Below are 16,997 nucleotides of genomic sequence, written 5' to 3' on the forward strand. Positions count from 1 at the left end.
GTCAGGGCCGCGCGGGCGGCGCGGTCGTCGACCGCACGACCAGCTCCACCGGCGCGGGCGCCGTGCTGACCGGGCGGCGGCGCACGCCGAGGTCCCGGAGCAGCAGCTGCGCCGCCCGGGCCCCCTGCTCCCGCGGCGACTGCCGCACCGTGGTCAGCCCGTAGGCCGCCGAGAAGGCGTGGTCGTCGAGACCGACCACGGAGAGGTCCTCGGGGACCCGGAGCCCGAGCTGCTGCGCGGCGAGCAGCACGCCGAAGGCGCACTCGTCGGTGGCCGCGAACACCGCCGTGGGCCGGTCGCCGCGGTCGAGCAGCCGCAGCGCGGCGTCCCGGCTCCGCTCGAGCACGAGCCCGCTCGACGCGAACCAGTCGGTGCAGGGCTCGACCCCCGCCTCGCGGAGGGTCGACGCCCAGGCCTCGCGACGGGCGCCGACGACCGCCTCGTTCAGGCCGGGCTCGCGGTCGCCCCCGACGTGCCCGATGCGGCGGTGCCCGAGCTCGAGGAGGTGCCCGACCGCGAGCCGCGCGGCCTCCGCCTCCGGGATCCCGATGCCCCGCACGCCCTCGAAGCTGCCGCCGACCGTGACGAGCGGGTCGCGCATCCCCCGCACGACCTCCTGCTCCGCCTCGTCGAGGCCGAAGCCGATCACGACGTGGGCGGACGCCTGGCCGGCGTGCAGCTCCGTCGCGGTGAGCCGGCGGCGCGTGCCGCCGTCCGCGTTCAGGTCGACGAGGCTCGTCGCCCAGCCGGCCTCCCGCAGCACGGCGTCCACGCCCTCCAGCACGGACGCGTAGAACCAGGAGACGACGGTCGGCGTGACGACGCTGACGACCTTCGGGCGGCCCGTCGCGAGCGCCGCGGCGTTGCGGGAGGGGACGAAGCCGAGCCGGTCGGCCGCCTCCCGGACCGCCTCCGCGGTGTCGGGCGCGACGTGCCGGAGGTCGCGGAGCGCGCGCGAGACCGTGGCCTCGGACACGCCCGCCAGCCTCGCCACGTCCCGGATCGTCGCCGGCATCCCTCACCCGTCCCGCTGCCGGCGCCGCCCGGCGGGGACCACGCTACGGGCTCCGCGACGCGCGGGGACGGGGTTTGCACCGCAATCGCTTGCAGGGCGAACGTCGAGTCGTCTCCACGAGCACCGGCGCCGGACGCGGCGCCGACCGTGCCCGAGCAGCCCGCCGTGGACCGTCCCGCTCCACCGCGATCCGCATCGGAACCGTCTTGTCGTCGAACACCGCGTCCATCCCCGTCGTCCGTCCCGCCGGCCTCGTCTCCCCCGGTGACGCCCTCCGCCCGCGCGCCCGCGCCGCGGTCGTCGTCATCCTGGGCCTGCTCGTCGCGCTCGGCCCCTTCACGACCGACCTGTACCTGCCCGCGTTCCCGGCGGTGCAGGCCTCCTTCGCGACCACCGACGTCGCGATCCAGCTCACCCTGTCCGCGACCGTCATCGGGTTCGCGCTCGGGCAGCTGGTCGTCGGGCCGCTGTCCGACCGCTTCGGGCGCCGCGTGCCGCTGCTCGTCGCCACCTCCGTCCACGTGCTCGCCTGCCTCGGAGCGGCGATGGCCCCGAACGTGGGCGTGCTCGCCGCGCTCCGCGTGCTGCAGGGCATCGGCGCGGCCGGCGGCGGCGTGGTCGCAGCCGCCATGGTGCGCGACCTGTTCCACGGGCACCGGCTCGTGCGGATGCTCGCGAACATGGGGCTGGTGTCCGGCGCGGCGCCGATCCTCGCGCCGCTGATCGGCTCGCAGCTGCTCGCCGTGCTCGACTGGCGGGGCCTCTTCGTCTGCCTGTCGATCTACGGCGCCGCCGCGCTGATGCTCGCGTCCGTCGGCATCGGCGAGACGCGCACCTCCACCGCGCGCTCGCACGGCCGGCACGCGACGGCGCGCGCCCGGTACCGCGCGGTGCTCACCGACCGGGTCTTCGTCGGTGCGGCGATCGTCGGCGCCATGCAGGGCGCGGGCCTCTTCGCCTACCTCGCCGTCTCCCCGTTCCTGCTGCAGGGGCGCTTCGGCCTCGACCCGCAGCAGTACGGCCTCGTGTTCGCGACGAACTCCGTCGGCGTCATCGGCGGCGCGCAGCTCGCCGCCCGGGTGATGCGGCGCATCGGGCCGCAGTGGATCCTCTGCGTCACGATCACCGCCCAGCTGCTGAGCGCCGTCGCGCTGATCACGACGATGCTCTACCCGGCGCCCCTCGTCGCTGTGCTGATCCCCCTCGGCGTCTTCATGACGGCGTGCGGGTTCACGTTCCCGTCGGTGCAGGTGCTCGGGCTGCTGCGCCACGGGGAGGAGGCGGGCACCGCCGCGAGCCTCCTCGGCGTCAGCAACTTCGGCCTCGCGGCGTGCATCCCGCCGATCGTCGGGCTGCTCGGCTCCTCCTCCGCCTCCTCCATCGGCCTCATCGCCGTGGTGGGCGGCACCTGCGCCGCGACCGCCCTCCTCGTGCTGGTCCGGCCGAGGACGGTCCCCCCGATCGCCTGACGCCTCCCCGCGCCCGGCAGCCCCGCGGAGGACGACCCGCGGTGCTCGCACCTCTGCGCGGTGGGTCGACCCACCGCGCAGAGGTGCGGCCACCGCGCGACGTGGTACGGGTACCGCGCGAGGCGCGTCAGGCGGGGCGGCGGGCCGCCGCGGCGGCGCGGGCCGCGGACGGGAGGGCCTCCTCCACGCGGGAGAGCGCGCGGTCGTCGTGCGCGGCGGTGAGGAACCACGCCTCGAACACCGACGGCGGCAGGCTGATCCCCTGCTCGAGCATCGCGTGGAAGAAGGCGGGGTGCCGCCACGACTCCTGCGCCCGGACCTCGTCGTAGTCGCGCGGAGCCTCGGTCACGCCGAACGCGACGCTGAACAGGTTGCCGGCCCGGCTGATCGCGTGGGCGACGCCCGCCTCCGTCAGCGCGGCGGTCACCGCCGCCTGCACCCGCTGCGACGCGGCGTCGACGCGCGCGTACACGTCGTCGTCCGCGGCGCGGAGGGTCGCGAGCCCGGCGGCGACCGCGAGCGGGTTCCCGGACAGCGTGCCCGCCTGGTACACGGGGCCGAGCGGTGCGAGCAGGTCCATCACGGACGCGCGGCCGCCGAGCGCCGCGAGGGGCAGCCCGCCGCCGATGACCTTGCCGTAGGTGATCAGGTCGACGTCGAGCGCCCCGTCGGGGTCGAGGGCCCACCAGCCGCCCGGGTGCACGCGGAAGCCGGTCAGCACCTCGTCGAGGATCACGAGCGCGCCGTTCGCGTGCGCCGTCTCGACGAGGAAGCGGTTGAAGCCCGGCAGGGGCGCGACGACGCCCATGTTCGCGGCCGCGGCCTCCGTGATGACGGCGGCGATGCGGCCCGGGTGCCGCTCGAACGCGAGGCGGAGCGCGTCCTCGTCGTTGTAGGGCAGCACGAGCGTCTGCGCGGCGATCTCGGCCGGGACGCCGGCGGAGGCGGGCAGCGCCAGCGTCGCGACGCCCGAGCCCGCATCGGCGAGGAGCCCGTCGGAGTGGCCGTGGTAGTGCCCGGCGAACTTCACGACGAGCGGCCGGTCGGTCGCGCCGCGGGCCAGCCGGACGGCGGTCATGGTCGCCTCGGTGCCGGTCGAGACGAGCCGGAGGCGCTCGATCGGCGAGCGGCCGAGCCGGTGCACGCGGTCGTGCACGAGCTCGGCGAGCTCCACCTCGCCCTCGGTCGGGGCGCCGAAGGAGAGCCCGCGGTCGGCCGCGGCCTTGACCGCCGCCACGACCGAGGGGTTCCCGTGGCCGAGCAGCGCGGGGCCCCAGCTGGCGACGAGGTCGACGTACTCCCGGTCCTCCGCGTCGTAGACGTACGGCCCGGCCGCGCGCCGCACGAACCGCGGGGCGCCGCCGACGGACCGGTAGGCGCGGACGGGGGAGTTGACCCCGCCGGGGATGCGCCGCTGCGCCCGCTCGAAGAGCGCGGCGTTCGCGTCGTACGCCTCGGAGGAGGCGGCGGACAGGCCGCCCGCGGGCACGTCGTCGGACGGCTGCGGGGAGCGGGTCAGCGGTTCGTCAGCCATCCGGCCACCTCCACGGCCCAGTAGGTGAGGACCGCGTCGGCCCCCGCGCGCCGGATCGACGTGATCGACTCGAGCACCGCGCGGTCGCGGTCGATCCAGCCGTTCCGCCCGGCCGCCTCGACCATCGCGTACTCCCCCGACACCTGGTACGCCCACACGGGCACCGGGCTCTCGGCGGCGACGTCGGCGAGCACGTCGAGGTAGAAGGAGGCGGGCTTCACCATGACGACGTCGGCGCCCTGCTCCACGTCGAGCACGGCCTCCCGGCGCCCCTCGCGGCGGTTCGCCGGGTCGAGCTGGTAGGTGCGGCGGTCGCCCTGCAGCGCGGACTCGACGGCCTCGCGGAACGGGCCGTAGAGGGCGGAGGCGTACTTCGCCGCGTACCCGAGCAGGAGGACGTCGGACCGGCCGGCCTCGTCGAGGGCCTCGCGGACCGCGGCGACCTGGCCGTCCATCATCCCGGAGAGCCCGAGCAGCTGCGAGCCCGCCTCGGCCTGCGCCAGCGCCATCTCGCGGTAGCGGAGCAGCGTCGCGTCGTTGTCGACGGACCCGTCCGCGGCGAGCACGCCGCAGTGCCCGTGGTCGGTGAACTCGTCGAGGCAGAGGTCGGTCTGGACGACGAGCGCGTCGCCGACCTCCTCCGCGACGGCGCGCGTCGCGACGTTGAGGATCCCGTCCGGATCCGTCGCGCCGGAGCCGATGCCGTCGCGCTGCTCGGGCACGCCGAAGAGCATCACGCCGCCGATCCCGGCCGCGGCGGCCTCCGCGGCCGCCCGCCGGAGGCTGTCGACGCTGTGGTGCAGCACCCCGGGCATCGACTCGAGCGGGCGGGGCTCGGCGAGCCCCTCCCGCACGAACATCGGCAGCACCAGCTGGGCGGGGTCGATGCGGGTCTCGGCGACGAGGCGGCGCACGGCGGCGGACTGCCGGAGGCGACGGGGGCGGATCGGCATCGTCATGGTCTGGTCCCCTGCATGGGTCGGCGCTCGGCGAGCTCCTCGAGGGTCGCGATGAGGGACTCGCTGCTGCGCTCCCGGGCGACGAGGTCGACGCGGAGCCCGGCGGCCTCCGCGTCCACGGCCGTGCGCGGGCCGATGCACGCGATCACGGTCCGCGACGGGACGAGCCCGATCTGGACCGCGATCTGGTTCGCGACGCTGCCGGAGGTGACGAGGATCGCGTCGAACTGGCCCGCGGACACCTGCGCGACGGTGTCGGGCGCGATCGGCACCCCGACGGTGCGGTAGGCGACGACGGAGGAGACGCGGTGCCCCGCCGCGCGGAGCCCGTCGGTGAGGACCGGCTTCGCGATGTCGCTGCGGAGGGCGAGGATGTCGAGCGGCACGATGCCGCCCGTCGCCTCCGCCCACTCGGCGAGCAGCCCGCTCGCGGAGTTGTCTCGGCGCGGCACGAAGTCGACGTCGTAGCCCGCGGCGACGAGCGCGGCCGCCGTCGTCTCGCCCACGGCCGCCACCTTCGTGCGCTCGGGGATCACGACGCGGTGCGCGGCGAGCACGTCCACCGTGGTGGCGCTCGTCACGGACATCCAGTCGAACTCGCCGGCCTGCAGGCGCGCGAGCGCGTCGTCCAGGGCGGGCTCGTCCGCCGTGCCCGCGAAGTTGATGGAGGGCGCGACGACGGGCACCGCCCCGCGCGAGCGCAGCTCGGCCGCGACGCCGTGCCCCCAGGGGCCGCCGCGGGGGACGAGCACCCGCCAGCCCTTGAGCGGCTTGTCCGCGGTCACGAGGCCGCTCCGAGCGGCGCGAGCTCGGCGGCGCCCGCGGCGAGCAGCTCGTCCGCGAGGGCGTCGGCGGCGGCGTCGAGGGCCTCCGCGCGGCCGCCGGCGGCCCAGGTCACGACGCGACGGCGGTCGATGCGGTCCCCGCCGCCCGGCCGGTGGACGGAGGCCCACAGGACGGCGTCGTCGTCGCCGATCGTGCTCGCGACGCCGATCGGCGCGGCGCAGCCCGCCTCCAGCCGGCCGAGCACGCGGCGCTCGGCGTGGGCGCCGTCGCGCGCCGCCGGGTCCGTGAGCGCGGCGACGACGCGGCCGATGGTGGTGGCGGGGTCGGCGTCCGCCTCCCGCACCTCGATCGCGAGGGCGCCCTGGCCCGCAGCGGTGGGCCACTCGTCGAGCGGCAGCGCCTCCGTCACCGCGTCGAGGCGGCCGAGGCGCGCGAGGCCCGCCCAGGAGAGGACGACGGCGTCGAGCTCGCCGTCGCGCACGCGCGCGAGCCGGCTGTCCACGTTGCCGCGGAGGTCGACGACCTCGACGTCCGCCCGGCGGTCCACCAGCTGCGCGTGGCGGCGGGGCGACCCCGTGCCGATCACGGCGCCGGCGGGCAGGTCCGCGAGCGCGAGGCCGTCCCGGGCGCAGAGCGCGTCGCGGGCGTCCTCCCGCTCGGGGACGCCGGCGACGACGAGGCCGGGCGCCGGCGCGACCGGCAGGTCCTTCAGGGAGTGCACGACGAGGTCGACCTCGCCCGCGGCGAGCGCGGACCGGAGCGCGCCGGCGAACACCCCGGTGCCGCCGATCTGCGCGAGCGACGCCCGCGAGACGTCGCCGACGGTCGTGACGGGCACGAGCTCGCACGGCTCGCCGAGCGCGACGATCGCGTCGCGGACGCGCCCGGCCTGGGCGAGCGCCAGGGCGCTGCCGCGGGTGCCGAGCCGGACGGTCACGGCACCAGCCCGGCGACCGCCGGTCGGAAGCCGAGTCGCGCGTTCTCGCAGCAGCCGGGCCGGCAGACGTCGTACCAGGGTCCGAGCGCCGTCTCCGCGGGCCGCTCGCCGGGCGGCGTGCCGTGCACGCGCTCGAGCACGAGGTCGACGAGGCCCGCCACGTACGCGGGGTCGACGCCCGGCGTCGGCGTGCGCACGGACACGATCCCCAGGCCCTCCGCCGTCTCGGTCGCCTCCTCGTCGAGGTCCCACATGACCTCCATGTGGTCCGACACGAAGCCGAGGGGCACGAGCAGGACCGCCTTGATCCCGCGGCCCGCGAGGTCGCGGAGCGCGTCGTTCACGTCGGGCTCGAGCCACGGCTGCGACGGGGGGCCGCTGCGCGACTGGTAGACGAGGTCCCACGGCACGTCGCGGCCCGCGCGGGCCATGACGACCTCGGCGACGGCGCGGTGCTGCGCCGCGTACGCGCCCCCCTCGCCGAAGCCGCGCGCGGCGGGCCCGCTGTGCACGGCGTCGCCGGTCGGGATGGAGTGCGTGCAGAACAGCACGTGCGCCTCGGTCGCGAGGTCGACGCCGGGGAGGCGCCGCTCGAGCTCCGCGAGGCCGTCCGCAACGCCCTGCGTGAAGGGGGCGACGAAGCCCGGGTGGTCGAAGTACTGGCGGACCTTGTCGATCACCATCGTGTCCGCGAGCCCGGTCTCGTCGAGCTCGCGCGCGAAGTCCTCCCGGTACTGCCGGCAGGACGAGTAGGAGCTGTAGGCGCTCGTCGCGATCGCGATGAGCCGCGTCGCGCCGTCCGCCGACGCCTCGCGGAGGGCGTCCGACAGGTACGGGCCCCAGTTGCGGTTGCCCCAGTAGACGGGCAGGTCGACGCCGCGGGCGGCGAGCTCGGTCTCCAGCGCCGCCTTGAGCGCGCGGTTCTGCGCGTTGATGGGCGAGACGCCGCCGAAGTGCCGGTAGTGGTGCGCGACCTCCTCGAGCCGCTCGTCCGGGATGCCCCGGCCGCGCGTCACGTTCCGGAGGAAGGGGATCACGTCGTCCTGGCCCTCCGGGCCGCCGAAGCTGGCGAGCAGGATCGCGTCGTACCCCACGGGCTCGGTCACGTGCTCCGGGCCCGAGGCCGCCGGCTCGGAGGCGTTGCGGACGGTCCCGATGTTCTGCGCGCTCACCAGAGCACCTCCGGCAGCTCGTCGGCGGTGATCCGCCGGCCCGTGAAGAACGGCGTCTCCTCGTTGACGTGCAGCCGCGCCTCGGTCGCCCGCAGCGCCCGCATCATGTCGACGAGGTCGGTCAGCGAGTCGGACTCCATCGGCAGGATCCACTCGTAGTCGCCGAGCGCGAAGGCCGCGACGGTGTTGGCGACGACGCTCGTGTAGGCGGCGCCCTTCCGCCCGTGCTCGGCGAGCATCCGCCCGCGGTCCGCCTCGGGCAGCACGTACCAGTCGTAGCCGCGCACGAAGGGGTAGACCGCGAGCCAGTCGCGGGCGCGCTCCCCGCGGAGGAAGCCGGGCACGTGGCTGCGGTTGAACTCCGCGTCGCGGTGCACGCCGAGCGCGCTCCACGTCGGCAGCAGCGGCGCGATCAGCGCGGTGCGACGGATGCGGCGCAGCGCGGCCTGGAGGGCCGCCGCGTCGTCGCCGTGCAGCCAGAACATCACGTCGGCGTCCGCGCGGAGCCCGGAGACGTCGTAGATGCCGCGGACGGTGATCCCGCCCTGCTCCAGCTCCTCGAGCACGCTCGTGAGGTGACCGGCCGTCGCATCGCCCGGGACCTGCCCGGCGTCGCCCCGGCGGAACACGGCCCAGAGGGCCCAGCCCTCGTTCGTCATCGCTGGTACTTCCTCGCTCGCAGCACGGATCAGGACTCGCCGGCGGGCGGCTGCGCCCCGCGCGACGGACGGCGCGGGGGATCGGCGCTCGTTCCGGGCCGCGACGGCGCAGTCCCCGACCAGTGTGCCTCACCCCGGATGGGCGCCCGTGCAGACGGACGCCCCCGGAACCTCACGGTTCCGGGGGCGTCGGGATCCGTCCCGTCAGCGGCGCGCGGCCGCCCGGACGATCAGCGCGGTGGCGCCGGCGAGCAGCGCGGCGACGCCCGCGAGGACGCCGTAGACCACCTCCGGCCGCTCCTGCCGCAGCGCGTCGACGCGGTCGAGCGCGTCCTGCAGGACCGCCTTCACCCGCTTGGGCACGTCGAGACGGTCCTCGATCGCGTCGAGCGTCTCCGCCAGCTTCTGCCGGGTCGCCTCGATGTCCGACCGGATCTCGGAGAGCGCCCGCTCCTTGTCATCGGTCATACTGCTCGACCCCCTTGAACGCCTTCACGTCGTCTTTCACGCTGTCGACCGCTTCCTTGGGCACCGGCGGCACGCCCTTCTTCACCCGCGAGAGCCCGATCAGCACGAACACCACGGCGATCAGCAGCAGGAACACGCCGATGATGAGCGCGGACAGCCACAGCGGCAGCGCCTCGCCGAGCCCGAGCACCGCGGCGGCGAGCAGCGGGAAGGCGGCGAAGTAGAGGAACACCGCGGCCACCACGAAGAGCGCGATGCCGATGCCGGCGCTCTTCAGGCGGCTGATCGCCTCCCGCTTGATCTGCTCGATCTCGTCTCGGATCAGCGTGGAGATCAGCCCGGGCAGCTCGCCGATGAGCGCGAACACGGACTTGCGCTCCCGCCGGTCGTCGGACGCGCCGCGCGACCCGAAGGCGAATGCGGTGCGCCGATCGCTCCTGTCGTCGGTCATCGTGCTCAGATCGACGGCGACGGCTCGTCGCCGTCGGACTTCTTCACCTTGGACACGACCTTCTTCGCCTGCCCGACGACGGCGTCCTGCACCTCGGGCGCCTTGTCCTTGACGAAGCCCTGGACCGTGCCGACGACGTCGTTCACGCTCTTCTGGACGTTCCGGTCGTTCCAGACGCGGTCGGCGGCCGACTTGATCTGGTCGTAGCGACGCCGTCCGGCCCGTGCGCCGAGGACGTACCCGACGGCTGCGCCGGTCACGAAGAGAATCCGACCCTGCATGGCTCACCCCTTTGCTCGGTAGTCGGGCCACTGTATCGACGGGACACTGAGTGCTCAGGATCTTCTCGACGGATGATCAGGAGGCTCCTGGTCGGGCTGCACGCTCGGCCGCGGCGACCACGGAGGCCAGCCCGGTCCCCGCGACCCAGGACCCGGCGACCGCGAGCCCGTCCGGCAGCGCCGCCCCGGCGAGCGCCCGCCGGACCGCGATCGTCTCGGGGGCGAGCGCCGGCGCCGTGTCCGTCCAGACCACGTCCTCGCGAGCCGCGAGGTGCAGGCCGTCGAGGCCGAGCAGCGCGGTCGCGTCCGCGACGACGGTCGCGTCCGGCACCGCGTCGCCGCCCCGGTAGGACAGCCGCAGGAGGTGCCGCCCCCGGCCGGCGCGCGCGCCGAGCTCGGGCCACTTCGCCGTCAGGTGCGTGACGGCGCTCGCCCGGACGCCGGTCGTGATCGGCGCCCGGAGCACGCCCGTGCCCCGGGGCGCGTCGTCGAGCCGCCGGTCCTCCACGAGGAGCAGCACGGCGCGGCTGACGGCCGGCGCCGGCCGCGGCATCCGGCCGAGCCCGGGCGCGGCGTCGGACAGGAGGTCCAGCGCCGCGGCCCCTTCGGCCGCCAGCACGACGCGGTCGGCCTGCAGGTCCTCCCGCGCGGTCGACACCGTGAGCAGCCCGCCGAACGGCGCGGGGTGGACGCCGAGGACGGGCGTCCCGGTGCGCACCTCGACGCCGCGCCCGCGGAGGTCGGCCTCGAGCGCCTCGACCAGTCGGTGCACCCCGCCGGCGAGCCCCTGCGCGGCGGCGCCCGGCGGCGCCGCGGCCCGCAGCTGCAGCACCGCCCCGGAGAGCGACCCGGCCGTGGTGATCGCGCCGTTCAGCCCCGGCGCGATCGCGTCGACGGGCACCTCGTCCGGGTCGGCGCCGTAGACGTTGACCACGACGGACGCGACGAGGCGGTCGAGCACCCGAGCCCCCATCCGCTCCCGGACCAGCGGGCCGAGGCGGTCGTACCGGCCGCGCTTCAGCACCGGCCGCACCCGGTCCGCGTAGGCGCGCAGCGCGCCGCGGGCGTCGAGCACGCGGACGACGTCCGTCGCGAGCGGGGAGGAGGGGATGCCGAGCAGGCCGCCGACGGGCAGGGGCACAGTCCGGTCCGGCAGGGCGACCCACGCCGAGCCGGACGGCTCCTGCACGGCACCGCCCAGGCCGAGCTCGTCGATCAGCGCCCGGACGGCCCCGCCGCGCACGGCGAAGCTCTCCGCCCCCGCGTCCACGGTCACGCCGCCGACGCGGGTCGCGGCCACGCGGCCGCCCAGGCGGTCGGACGCCTCGAGCAGCACGACCGCGGAGCCCTCGATCGCGAGGCGCCGGGCCGCGACCAGGCCGGCGACCCCGCCGCCGACCACGACGGCGCGCATCAGCGGCCGTGCGCCCACTCGACGATGCGGGTGAGCACGCCGGGATCGGTCTCGGGCGGCACGCCGTGCCCGAGGTTCAGCACGTGCGCGGGCGCGGCGCGGCCGGCCGCCGCCACCGCCTCCAGGTGCGCCTCGAGCACCGGCCACGGCGCCCCGAGCAGCGCGGGGTCGATGTTCCCCTGCACGGGCACGTCGCCGCCGAGCAGGGCGGAGGCGGCGTCGAGCGGGATGCGGTGGTCGACGCCGATCGCGTCCGCACCCGCGTCGCGCAGCGCCGGGAGCAGGTGCGGCGTCCCGGTGCCGAAGTGGATGCGCGGCACCTCCGGCACCTCGGCGAGCGTCGCGGCCGAGGCCGGCAGGACGTGGGTGCGGTAGTCCGCCTCCGAGAGCGAGCCGACCCAGGAGTCGAACAGCTGCACGGCGCTGGCGCCCGCCCGGACCTGGGCGCGGAGGAAGGCGCCGGAGACGCGGGCGAGGTGCTCGGTCAGCGTCCGCCACGCCTCGGGGTCGGCGTGCATCAGGGTGCGGGCGCGGAGGTGGTCCTTCGACGGGCCGCCCTCCACGACGTACGCGGCCAGCGTGAACGGCGCGCCGGCGAAGCCGAGCAGCGGGACGTCGGGGCCGAGCTCGGCGACCGTGCGGGCGACGGCCTCCTCGATCGGGGCGAAGGCGTCGTCGGGCAGGTCGTGGGCGACGAGGTCCGCGAGGTCGGCGGCGTCCCGCACGGGGCGGCCGAACACGGGGCCACGGCCCGGCACGATCTCGACGTCGACGCCGGCGAGCTTCAGCGGCACGACGATGTCGCTGAAGAAGACGGCCGCGTCGACGCCGTGCCGCCGGACGGGCTGGAGGGTGATCTCCGCGGCGAGCTCCGGGGTGAGGCAGGCGTCGAGCATCGCGGTGCCGGCCCGGGTCGCGCGGTACTCCGGCAGCGACCGGCCGGCCTGGCGCATGAACCAGACGGGGAGCCGCTCGGGTCGGCTGCCCCGCAGGGCCTGGACGATGACGGGTTCGGCGGGCACGGACCGGAATCCTGCCAGTCCGCCCGGGGTGCGCCCGCGCCGGCTGCACGCCGCCTGACCGCCGCCTCCCCGGAGCGGCCCTGGATTCGACGGCTGGTAGAATCCTCCGTCGTGCTGACCGCCCTCACCGCCGACTACCGCAGCGCGGGGTTCGAGGTGCTGGAGCGGCTCGCGACGGTCTCGGCCGACTCGCTCGCCCGGTTCACGGCGGAGCGGCCCGACGTGCGCGGCGGCGTCCTGCTCGCGACCTGCAACCGGTTCGAGGCGTACCTCGACACCGACGACGACGGCACCGCGAGCGCGGAGGCGCTGATCGACTTCGCGACCCGCACCGCGGGCGTCGAACGCGACCGGTTGGCCGAGGTCGCCGTGCGGCGCGAGTCGGAGGACGTGGCGCGGCACCTCTTCGCGGTGTCGAGCGGCCTCGAGTCGCTCGTCGTCGGCGAGGCCGAGATCGCCGGTCAGGTCTCCCGCGCCCTCGAGACCGCGCGCGGCCTCGGCACGACGACGCCGGACCTCGAGCGGCTGTTCCAGCGCGCCTCCCGCACCTCCAGCTCCGTCCAGCAGCACACCCGGGTGGGCACGGCGGGCCGCAACATCGTGCGGCTGGCGCTCGACCTGGCCGGCAGCCGCTTCACCGAGTGGCCGACCACCCGCGTGCTGCTGATCGGCACCGGCACCTACGCCCGCGCGACGCTCGCCGCGCTGCGCGACCGCGGCGTGCGCGAGATCGCGGTCTACTCGCCGAGCGGCCGGGCCCTGCTCTTCGCGAAGCGGGAGGGCGTCGTCGCCGTGTCGCGCGAGGACCTGCCACGACGCCTCGCCGTCGCCGACCTCGTCATCTCCTGCAGCATCGCCACCGCGCCGATCCTCGACGCGGCGCGGCTGCGCCGGGCCCGCTCGGTCGTCGCGGAGCCGTCGCGCCAGCTGATCGTCGACCTCGGCATGCCCCGCAACGTCGAGCCGGACGTCGCGCAGCTGCAGGACGTCGAGCTGCTCGACCTCGAGACGATCGGCAAGCACGCGCCGCTGCCCGAGCTGCAGGCGACGGACGACGCCCGCGCCCTGATCGCCGAGGCCGTGGAGGAGTACGGCGCCGACCAGCGCGCCACGGCGGTGACGCCCGCCGTCGTCGCGTACCGGGCGCACGTCTTCGACCTCGTCGACCGCGAGCTCGAGCGGCTCCGCCGCCGCGGCGAGTCGACCGAGGCCGTCGAGCGCGCGATGCGCCACCTCGCGGGCGTCCTGGTCCACACGCCGTCCGTCCGCGCCCGGGAGCTCGCGGCGGCGGGCGAGGGCGATCGGTTCACCGAGGCGGTCGAGGTGATCTTCGGGCTCTCCCCGGCTGCGACGGCCGCCGACGAGGACGAGACGACGCTCGCGGGCTGAGCGCGGCGCTCAGGCCGATCCGGCCTTCTCATGGATCTCCCCAGACACGCTCGAGAAGCCGTAACCTGCGCGTAACTCCTGCGTATCCTTCCCGACATGGCGTACCGCGTCGTGATCCCCCGCAGCATCCCCTTCGACGACGCCAACCGGGTGCAGCGCGAGGTGTGGAAGCGCGGCTGGAGCACCCGTCTCGGCGGGCGCGACGCCACGCGCCCCGGTCAGCAGGTCGTCGAGTTCCTCCGGATCCTCGACGAGCTGCCGGAGCCCTCCGAGGTCCCGGGCCTCGAGCAGGACCTCGAGCGCGTGCTCGCCGGCGGCCGCATCAAGGCGCCGTTCGCGGGCCGCGGCAGCTGGATCGAGACCGTCCAGGTCCGTCCGCCCCGCAAGCGCATCGCCTGACCCCTCGCGGATCTCCGTTTTGAAGGAGTTCTTGCTCGCTCCTCGCAAGAACTCCTTCAGAACGGAAATCAGCAGACGTACTCGAGGATCCCGATCCCGATCGTGCGCATCGCCTGCAGCACCGCGAGGCGCCGGGTGTGCACGTCGTCGACGAACTCGATGGTGACCGTGTAGGCCACGGAGGAGCGCGGGCCGCGCAGTACGCCCGCCTCGCTGCGGACGCCGGGCGCGGAGCCCGTCTTGTTCAGCAGGCTCAGGCCGTGGTCGCTGCGCACGTGCGACAGCGGGTCGAGCGCGAAGGCGGAGGCGACCATCGACAGGTCGGCGTTCAGCGCCAGCCAGTCCGAGACGCGGGAGGAGACGGCGCGGCTGACGGCCTCCCCGCGGGCGATGCGGGCGAACAGCGTCGTGAGCTCGGCGGCGGAGCCGACCGACAGCTGGGGCGCGTCGTCCGGACCGCGGCGGTCGCGAACCCGGTCGAGGAGCGCGGTGCGCTTCAGGCCGAGGGACTCCGCGCGCGCCCGCACCGCGTCGAGACCGACGGCGCGCAGCAGCACGTTCGTCGCGAGGTTGTCGCTGGTGGCCGCGACGAGGGCCGCGAGATCGGTCAGCGGCAGGCTCGGCGCGTGGAGGTACTGCCACACGCCCGCGTCCGAGACGAGGTCCTCCGGCGCCCGGTCGAGCAGGTCGAAGCGGGTGTTCACCTGCTCCTCGAGGCGCGCGGCGATCTCGAGCAGCAGCAGCACCTTGCCGACGCTCGCCGTGGGCAGCACGACGTGGTCGTCGACCGAGAACAGGGCCTTGCCGGACAGCAGGTCGATGACCCGCGCGGACACCTGGGCGCCGTCGAGCGCCAGGTGCGCGAGCGCGGTGAAGCCGTCGGTGAAGTCGGCACGCACCGCGTCGCCCCGGTGCCGGGCGTGCTCGTCGCCGCTCCGCGATCGGGACCGTCGGGTCTCGACCGGGGCGGCGGTCACCAGATCGTGACCCGCTTCGTCGGATCCAGCCACAGGGCATCCGTCTCGGTGAGGTCGAACGCCGCCGCGAACTCGTCCATGTTGCGGACGATCTGGTTGCAGCGGAACTCCGGCGGGGAGTGCGGGTCGATGGTGAGCAGGCGCTTGGCCTCCTCGGGCCGGCGCTTCTCGCGCCACACGGCGGCCCAGGACCGGAAGAAGCGCTGCGCGCCGGTCTCCCCGCCGATCACCGGCGGCTCGTGGCCCTCGAGGGAGAGCACGTAGGCCTTCCACGCGATGGAGAGGCCGCCGAGGTCGCCGATGTTCTCGCCGATGGTGAGGGCGCCGTTGACGTGGTCGGTCAGCCCCTCCGGCACGAGCGCGTCGTACTGGGCGATCAGCGCCTTCGTGCGCTCCTCGAACGCGGCGCGGTCCGCCTCCGTCCACCAGTTCTCGAGGCGGCCGTCGCCGTCGAACTGCGAGCCCTGGTCGTCGAAGCCGTGACCGATCTCGTGCCCGATGACGGCGCCGATCCCGCCGTAGTTCAGGGCGTCGTCGCGGTCCGGGTCGAAGAACGGCGGCTGGAGGATCGCGGCCGGGAAGACGATCTCGTTCATGCCCGGGTTGTAGTAGGCGTTCACGGTCTGCGGCGTCATGAACCACTCGTCGCGGTCGACCGGCTTCCCGATCTTGCCGAGCTCGCGGTCGAACTCGAACGCGCTCGAGGCCTGCACGTTGCCGACCAGGTCGTCGGCCGACACCTCGAGCCTCGAGTAGTCGCGCCAGAGGGCCGGGTAGCCGATCTTCGGGGTGAACTTCCCGAGCTTCTCGAGCGCGCGGGCACGGGTCTCGTCGCTCATCCACTCGAGGGAGGAGATGGAGTCGCGGTAGGCGGCGACGAGGTTCGCGACGAGCACGTCCATCCGCACCTTCGCGATCGGCGGGAAGTGCTCCTCGACGTAGAGGCGGCCGACCGCCTCGCCCATCGCGCCCTCGGCCAGCCCGACGCCGCGCTTCCACCGCGCCTTCAGCTCCTGCGCGCCGGTCAGGGCGGTGCCGGTGAAGGCGAAGTGCGCCGAGACGAAGTCGGAGGAGAGGTACGGCGCGAGCGGCCGGACCACCCGGATCGCGAGCCAGTCGCGCCAGGCGTCGAGCCGGTCGGCGGTCAGCAGGCCGAGCACGCCGGTCACGAAGCTCGGCTCCCGCACGACGATCGTCTCGAGGGCGCCGACGGGGGCGCCGAGCCCCGCGGCCCAGGCCTCGAGCAGCGCGCCGCCGTCGCCGGCCGACGCGACCAGGTCCGTCCAGGAGGTCGGGTTGTAGGTCGCCTGCACGTCGCGGGTGGCCACCGCGTCCCAGTGGGTGCCGGCGATCTCGGTCTCGAGCGCGAGCACGCGGTCCGCGCGCTGATCGGCCCCGTCGAGGCCGGCGAGCGAGAACATGCGGACGAGGAAGGCGCGGTACGCCTCGCGGTGCGACGCGAAGTCGTCCTCGCGGTAGTAGCGCTCGTCGGGCAGGCCGAGACCGCCCTGCTCGACGAAGACGAGGTACCGGCCCGGGTCGCCCGGGTCGTTGTCGACGAAGAGCCGGAAGAGGCTGCCGCCGCCGCGGCGCTCGAGCGTGCCGAGCACGGCGAGCACGGTCGCGACCGAGTCGGCGGCCGCGACGAGGCCGAGCGGCTCCGCGAGCGGCGCGGCGCCGAGCGCCTCGACCCGCTCCTCGTCCATGAAGGAGGTGTAGAGGTCGCCGATCCTGCGCGCCTCGGTGCCCGGCTCCGCCTCCTGCGCGCGCTCGACGATCGCGCGCACGGCGACCTCGGCGTCATCGACCAGGTCGAGGAAGGCGCCCGAGCGGGCGCGGTCGGCGGGGATCTCCGCCGACCCCAGCCACGCGCCGTTGACGGCGCGGTAGAGGTCGTCCTGGATGCGCGCGGGAACCACCGCGCCTTCGGGTTCGGCCACGGGGGGAGTCTAGGAGCGCGCGCCCCCCGTCGGCGGGACGGCTCGCGCGGTTCGCCGACCCTCCTCAGGAACGGTCCGCGCCGCCCGGCGGACCGCCCCTCCTCGCGGCGTCCGACCCGCCTGGG

17 protein-coding genes are annotated in these 16,997 nt (G+C 75.5%); 3 read left to right on the forward strand and 14 right to left on the reverse strand.

The annotated features are described in order from the left end of the window. Position 1: 1 nt before the first annotated feature. Positions 2 to 1,015 carry a LacI family DNA-binding transcriptional regulator gene (locus tag D1781_RS00800; RefSeq protein WP_119480406.1) on the reverse strand — a complete coding sequence of 338 codons (1,014 nt, stop codon included), beginning with the start codon at positions 1,013 to 1,015 and terminating at the stop codon, positions 2 to 4. 206 nt (positions 1,016 to 1,221) lie between these two features. On the opposite strand from D1781_RS00800, the gene D1781_RS00805 reads away from it, so the two are divergent. After that, positions 1,222 to 2,484 carry a multidrug effflux MFS transporter gene (locus tag D1781_RS00805; RefSeq protein WP_233550873.1) on the forward strand — a complete coding sequence of 421 codons (1,263 nt, stop codon included), beginning with the start codon at positions 1,222 to 1,224 and terminating at the stop codon, positions 2,482 to 2,484. A gap of 127 nt (positions 2,485 to 2,611) precedes the next feature. On the opposite strand, the gene D1781_RS00810 is transcribed toward D1781_RS00805, so the two are convergent. The 11 genes from D1781_RS00810 to hemE all read right to left on the reverse strand — a co-directional run bounded on the left by D1781_RS00810 (position 2,612) and on the right by hemE (position 12,167). Next, a complete protein-coding gene (locus tag D1781_RS00810; RefSeq protein WP_119480407.1) occupies positions 2,612 to 4,018 on the reverse strand; it encodes a glutamate-1-semialdehyde 2,1-aminomutase in 1,407 nt (468 codons plus the stop codon). Then, complete coding sequence (gene hemB / locus D1781_RS00815; protein ID WP_119480408.1) at positions 4,000 to 4,977, reverse strand: porphobilinogen synthase; 978 nt, start codon at positions 4,975 to 4,977, stop codon at positions 4,000 to 4,002. Before hemB ends, D1781_RS00810 begins: the two co-directional genes overlap by 19 nt. Next, the gene (locus tag D1781_RS00820) at positions 4,974 to 5,762 is read right to left on the reverse strand and encodes a uroporphyrinogen-III synthase (RefSeq protein WP_119480409.1); all 789 of its coding nucleotides are present in this window, start codon (positions 5,760 to 5,762) and stop codon (positions 4,974 to 4,976) included. Before D1781_RS00820 ends, hemB begins: the two co-directional genes overlap by 4 nt. Then, positions 5,759 to 6,700 (reverse strand): hydroxymethylbilane synthase, encoded by a 942-nt coding sequence (hemC, locus tag D1781_RS00825; protein ID WP_233550882.1) that lies wholly within the window; start codon positions 6,698 to 6,700, stop codon positions 5,759 to 5,761. The genes D1781_RS00820 and hemC overlap by 4 nt, the downstream gene beginning before the upstream one ends. Continuing rightward, the gene (locus D1781_RS00830; protein ID WP_233550884.1) at positions 6,697 to 7,872 is read right to left on the reverse strand and encodes a ferrochelatase; all 1,176 of its coding nucleotides are present in this window, start codon (positions 7,870 to 7,872) and stop codon (positions 6,697 to 6,699) included. The genes hemC and D1781_RS00830 overlap by 4 nt, the downstream gene beginning before the upstream one ends. Then, positions 7,869 to 8,531 carry a hydrogen peroxide-dependent heme synthase gene (gene hemQ, locus D1781_RS00835; RefSeq protein ID WP_119480410.1) on the reverse strand — a complete coding sequence of 221 codons (663 nt, stop codon included), beginning with the start codon at positions 8,529 to 8,531 and terminating at the stop codon, positions 7,869 to 7,871. Before hemQ ends, D1781_RS00830 begins: the two co-directional genes overlap by 4 nt. A gap of 204 nt (positions 8,532 to 8,735) precedes the next feature. Then, complete coding sequence (locus D1781_RS00840; RefSeq protein ID WP_119480411.1) at positions 8,736 to 8,999, reverse strand: DUF3618 domain-containing protein; 264 nt, start codon at positions 8,997 to 8,999, stop codon at positions 8,736 to 8,738. Beyond that, entirely contained in the window at positions 8,989 to 9,450 is a 462-nt protein-coding gene (locus D1781_RS00845; RefSeq protein WP_119480412.1) for a phage holin family protein, read from the reverse strand. The genes D1781_RS00840 and D1781_RS00845 overlap by 11 nt, the downstream gene beginning before the upstream one ends. Positions 9,451 to 9,455: 5 nt before the next feature. Beyond that, positions 9,456 to 9,731, reverse strand: a complete 276-nt coding sequence (locus D1781_RS00850) for a hypothetical protein (protein WP_147392002.1) — start codon at positions 9,729 to 9,731, stop codon at positions 9,456 to 9,458. Between the two features lie 76 nt (positions 9,732 to 9,807). Next, entirely contained in the window at positions 9,808 to 11,163 is a 1,356-nt protein-coding gene (locus tag D1781_RS00855; RefSeq protein ID WP_325048765.1) for a protoporphyrinogen/coproporphyrinogen oxidase, read from the reverse strand. Next, complete coding sequence (hemE, locus tag D1781_RS00860; protein WP_233550887.1) at positions 11,145 to 12,167, reverse strand: uroporphyrinogen decarboxylase; 1,023 nt, start codon at positions 12,165 to 12,167, stop codon at positions 11,145 to 11,147. Before hemE ends, D1781_RS00855 begins: the two co-directional genes overlap by 19 nt. A 111-nt stretch (positions 12,168 to 12,278) precedes the next feature. On the opposite strand from hemE, the gene D1781_RS00865 reads away from it, so the two are divergent. Then, positions 12,279 to 13,556, forward strand: coding sequence for a glutamyl-tRNA reductase (locus D1781_RS00865; protein WP_158589952.1), 1,278 nt, complete (start codon positions 12,279 to 12,281; stop codon positions 13,554 to 13,556). Between the two features lie 96 nt (positions 13,557 to 13,652). After that, the gene (locus tag D1781_RS00870) at positions 13,653 to 13,955 is read left to right on the forward strand and encodes a hypothetical protein (RefSeq protein ID WP_119480415.1); all 303 of its coding nucleotides are present in this window, start codon (positions 13,653 to 13,655) and stop codon (positions 13,953 to 13,955) included. A gap of 68 nt (positions 13,956 to 14,023) precedes the next feature. On the opposite strand, the gene D1781_RS00875 is transcribed toward D1781_RS00870, so the two are convergent. Then, positions 14,024 to 14,932 (reverse strand): serine hydrolase, encoded by a 909-nt coding sequence (locus D1781_RS00875; protein ID WP_119480416.1) that lies wholly within the window; start codon positions 14,930 to 14,932, stop codon positions 14,024 to 14,026. Next, complete coding sequence (locus D1781_RS00880; protein WP_119480417.1) at positions 14,929 to 16,872, reverse strand: M13 family metallopeptidase; 1,944 nt, start codon at positions 16,870 to 16,872, stop codon at positions 14,929 to 14,931. Before D1781_RS00880 ends, D1781_RS00875 begins: the two co-directional genes overlap by 4 nt. Positions 16,873 to 16,997 lie beyond the last annotated feature (125 nt).

The organism is Amnibacterium setariae, assembly GCF_003581425.1.
Classification (GTDB): domain Bacteria; phylum Actinomycetota; class Actinomycetes; order Actinomycetales; family Microbacteriaceae; genus Amnibacterium; species Amnibacterium setariae.

Bases quoted from the DNA above. Each gene is read 5' to 3' on its own strand.
- D1781_RS00800 (WP_119480406.1), bottom strand. From the start codon at position 1,015: ATGCCGGCGACGATCCGGGACGTGGCGAGGCTGGCGGGCGTGTCCGAG.
- D1781_RS00810 (WP_119480407.1), bottom strand. From the start codon at position 4,018: ATGGCTGACGAACCGCTGACCCGCTCCCCGCAGCCGTCCGACGACGTG.
- hemB (WP_119480408.1), bottom strand. From the start codon at position 4,977: ATGACGATGCCGATCCGCCCCCGTCGCCTCCGGCAGTCCGCCGCCGTG.
- hemQ (WP_119480410.1), bottom strand. From the start codon at position 8,531: ATGACGAACGAGGGCTGGGCCCTCTGGGCCGTGTTCCGCCGGGGCGAC.
- D1781_RS00840 (WP_119480411.1), bottom strand. From the start codon at position 8,999: ATGACCGATGACAAGGAGCGGGCGCTCTCCGAGATCCGGTCGGACATC.
- D1781_RS00845 (WP_119480412.1), bottom strand. From the start codon at position 9,450: ATGACCGACGACAGGAGCGATCGGCGCACCGCATTCGCCTTCGGGTCG.
- D1781_RS00850 (WP_147392002.1), bottom strand. From the start codon at position 9,731: ATGCAGGGTCGGATTCTCTTCGTGACCGGCGCAGCCGTCGGGTACGTC.
- D1781_RS00870 (WP_119480415.1), top strand. From the start codon at position 13,653: ATGGCGTACCGCGTCGTGATCCCCCGCAGCATCCCCTTCGACGACGCC.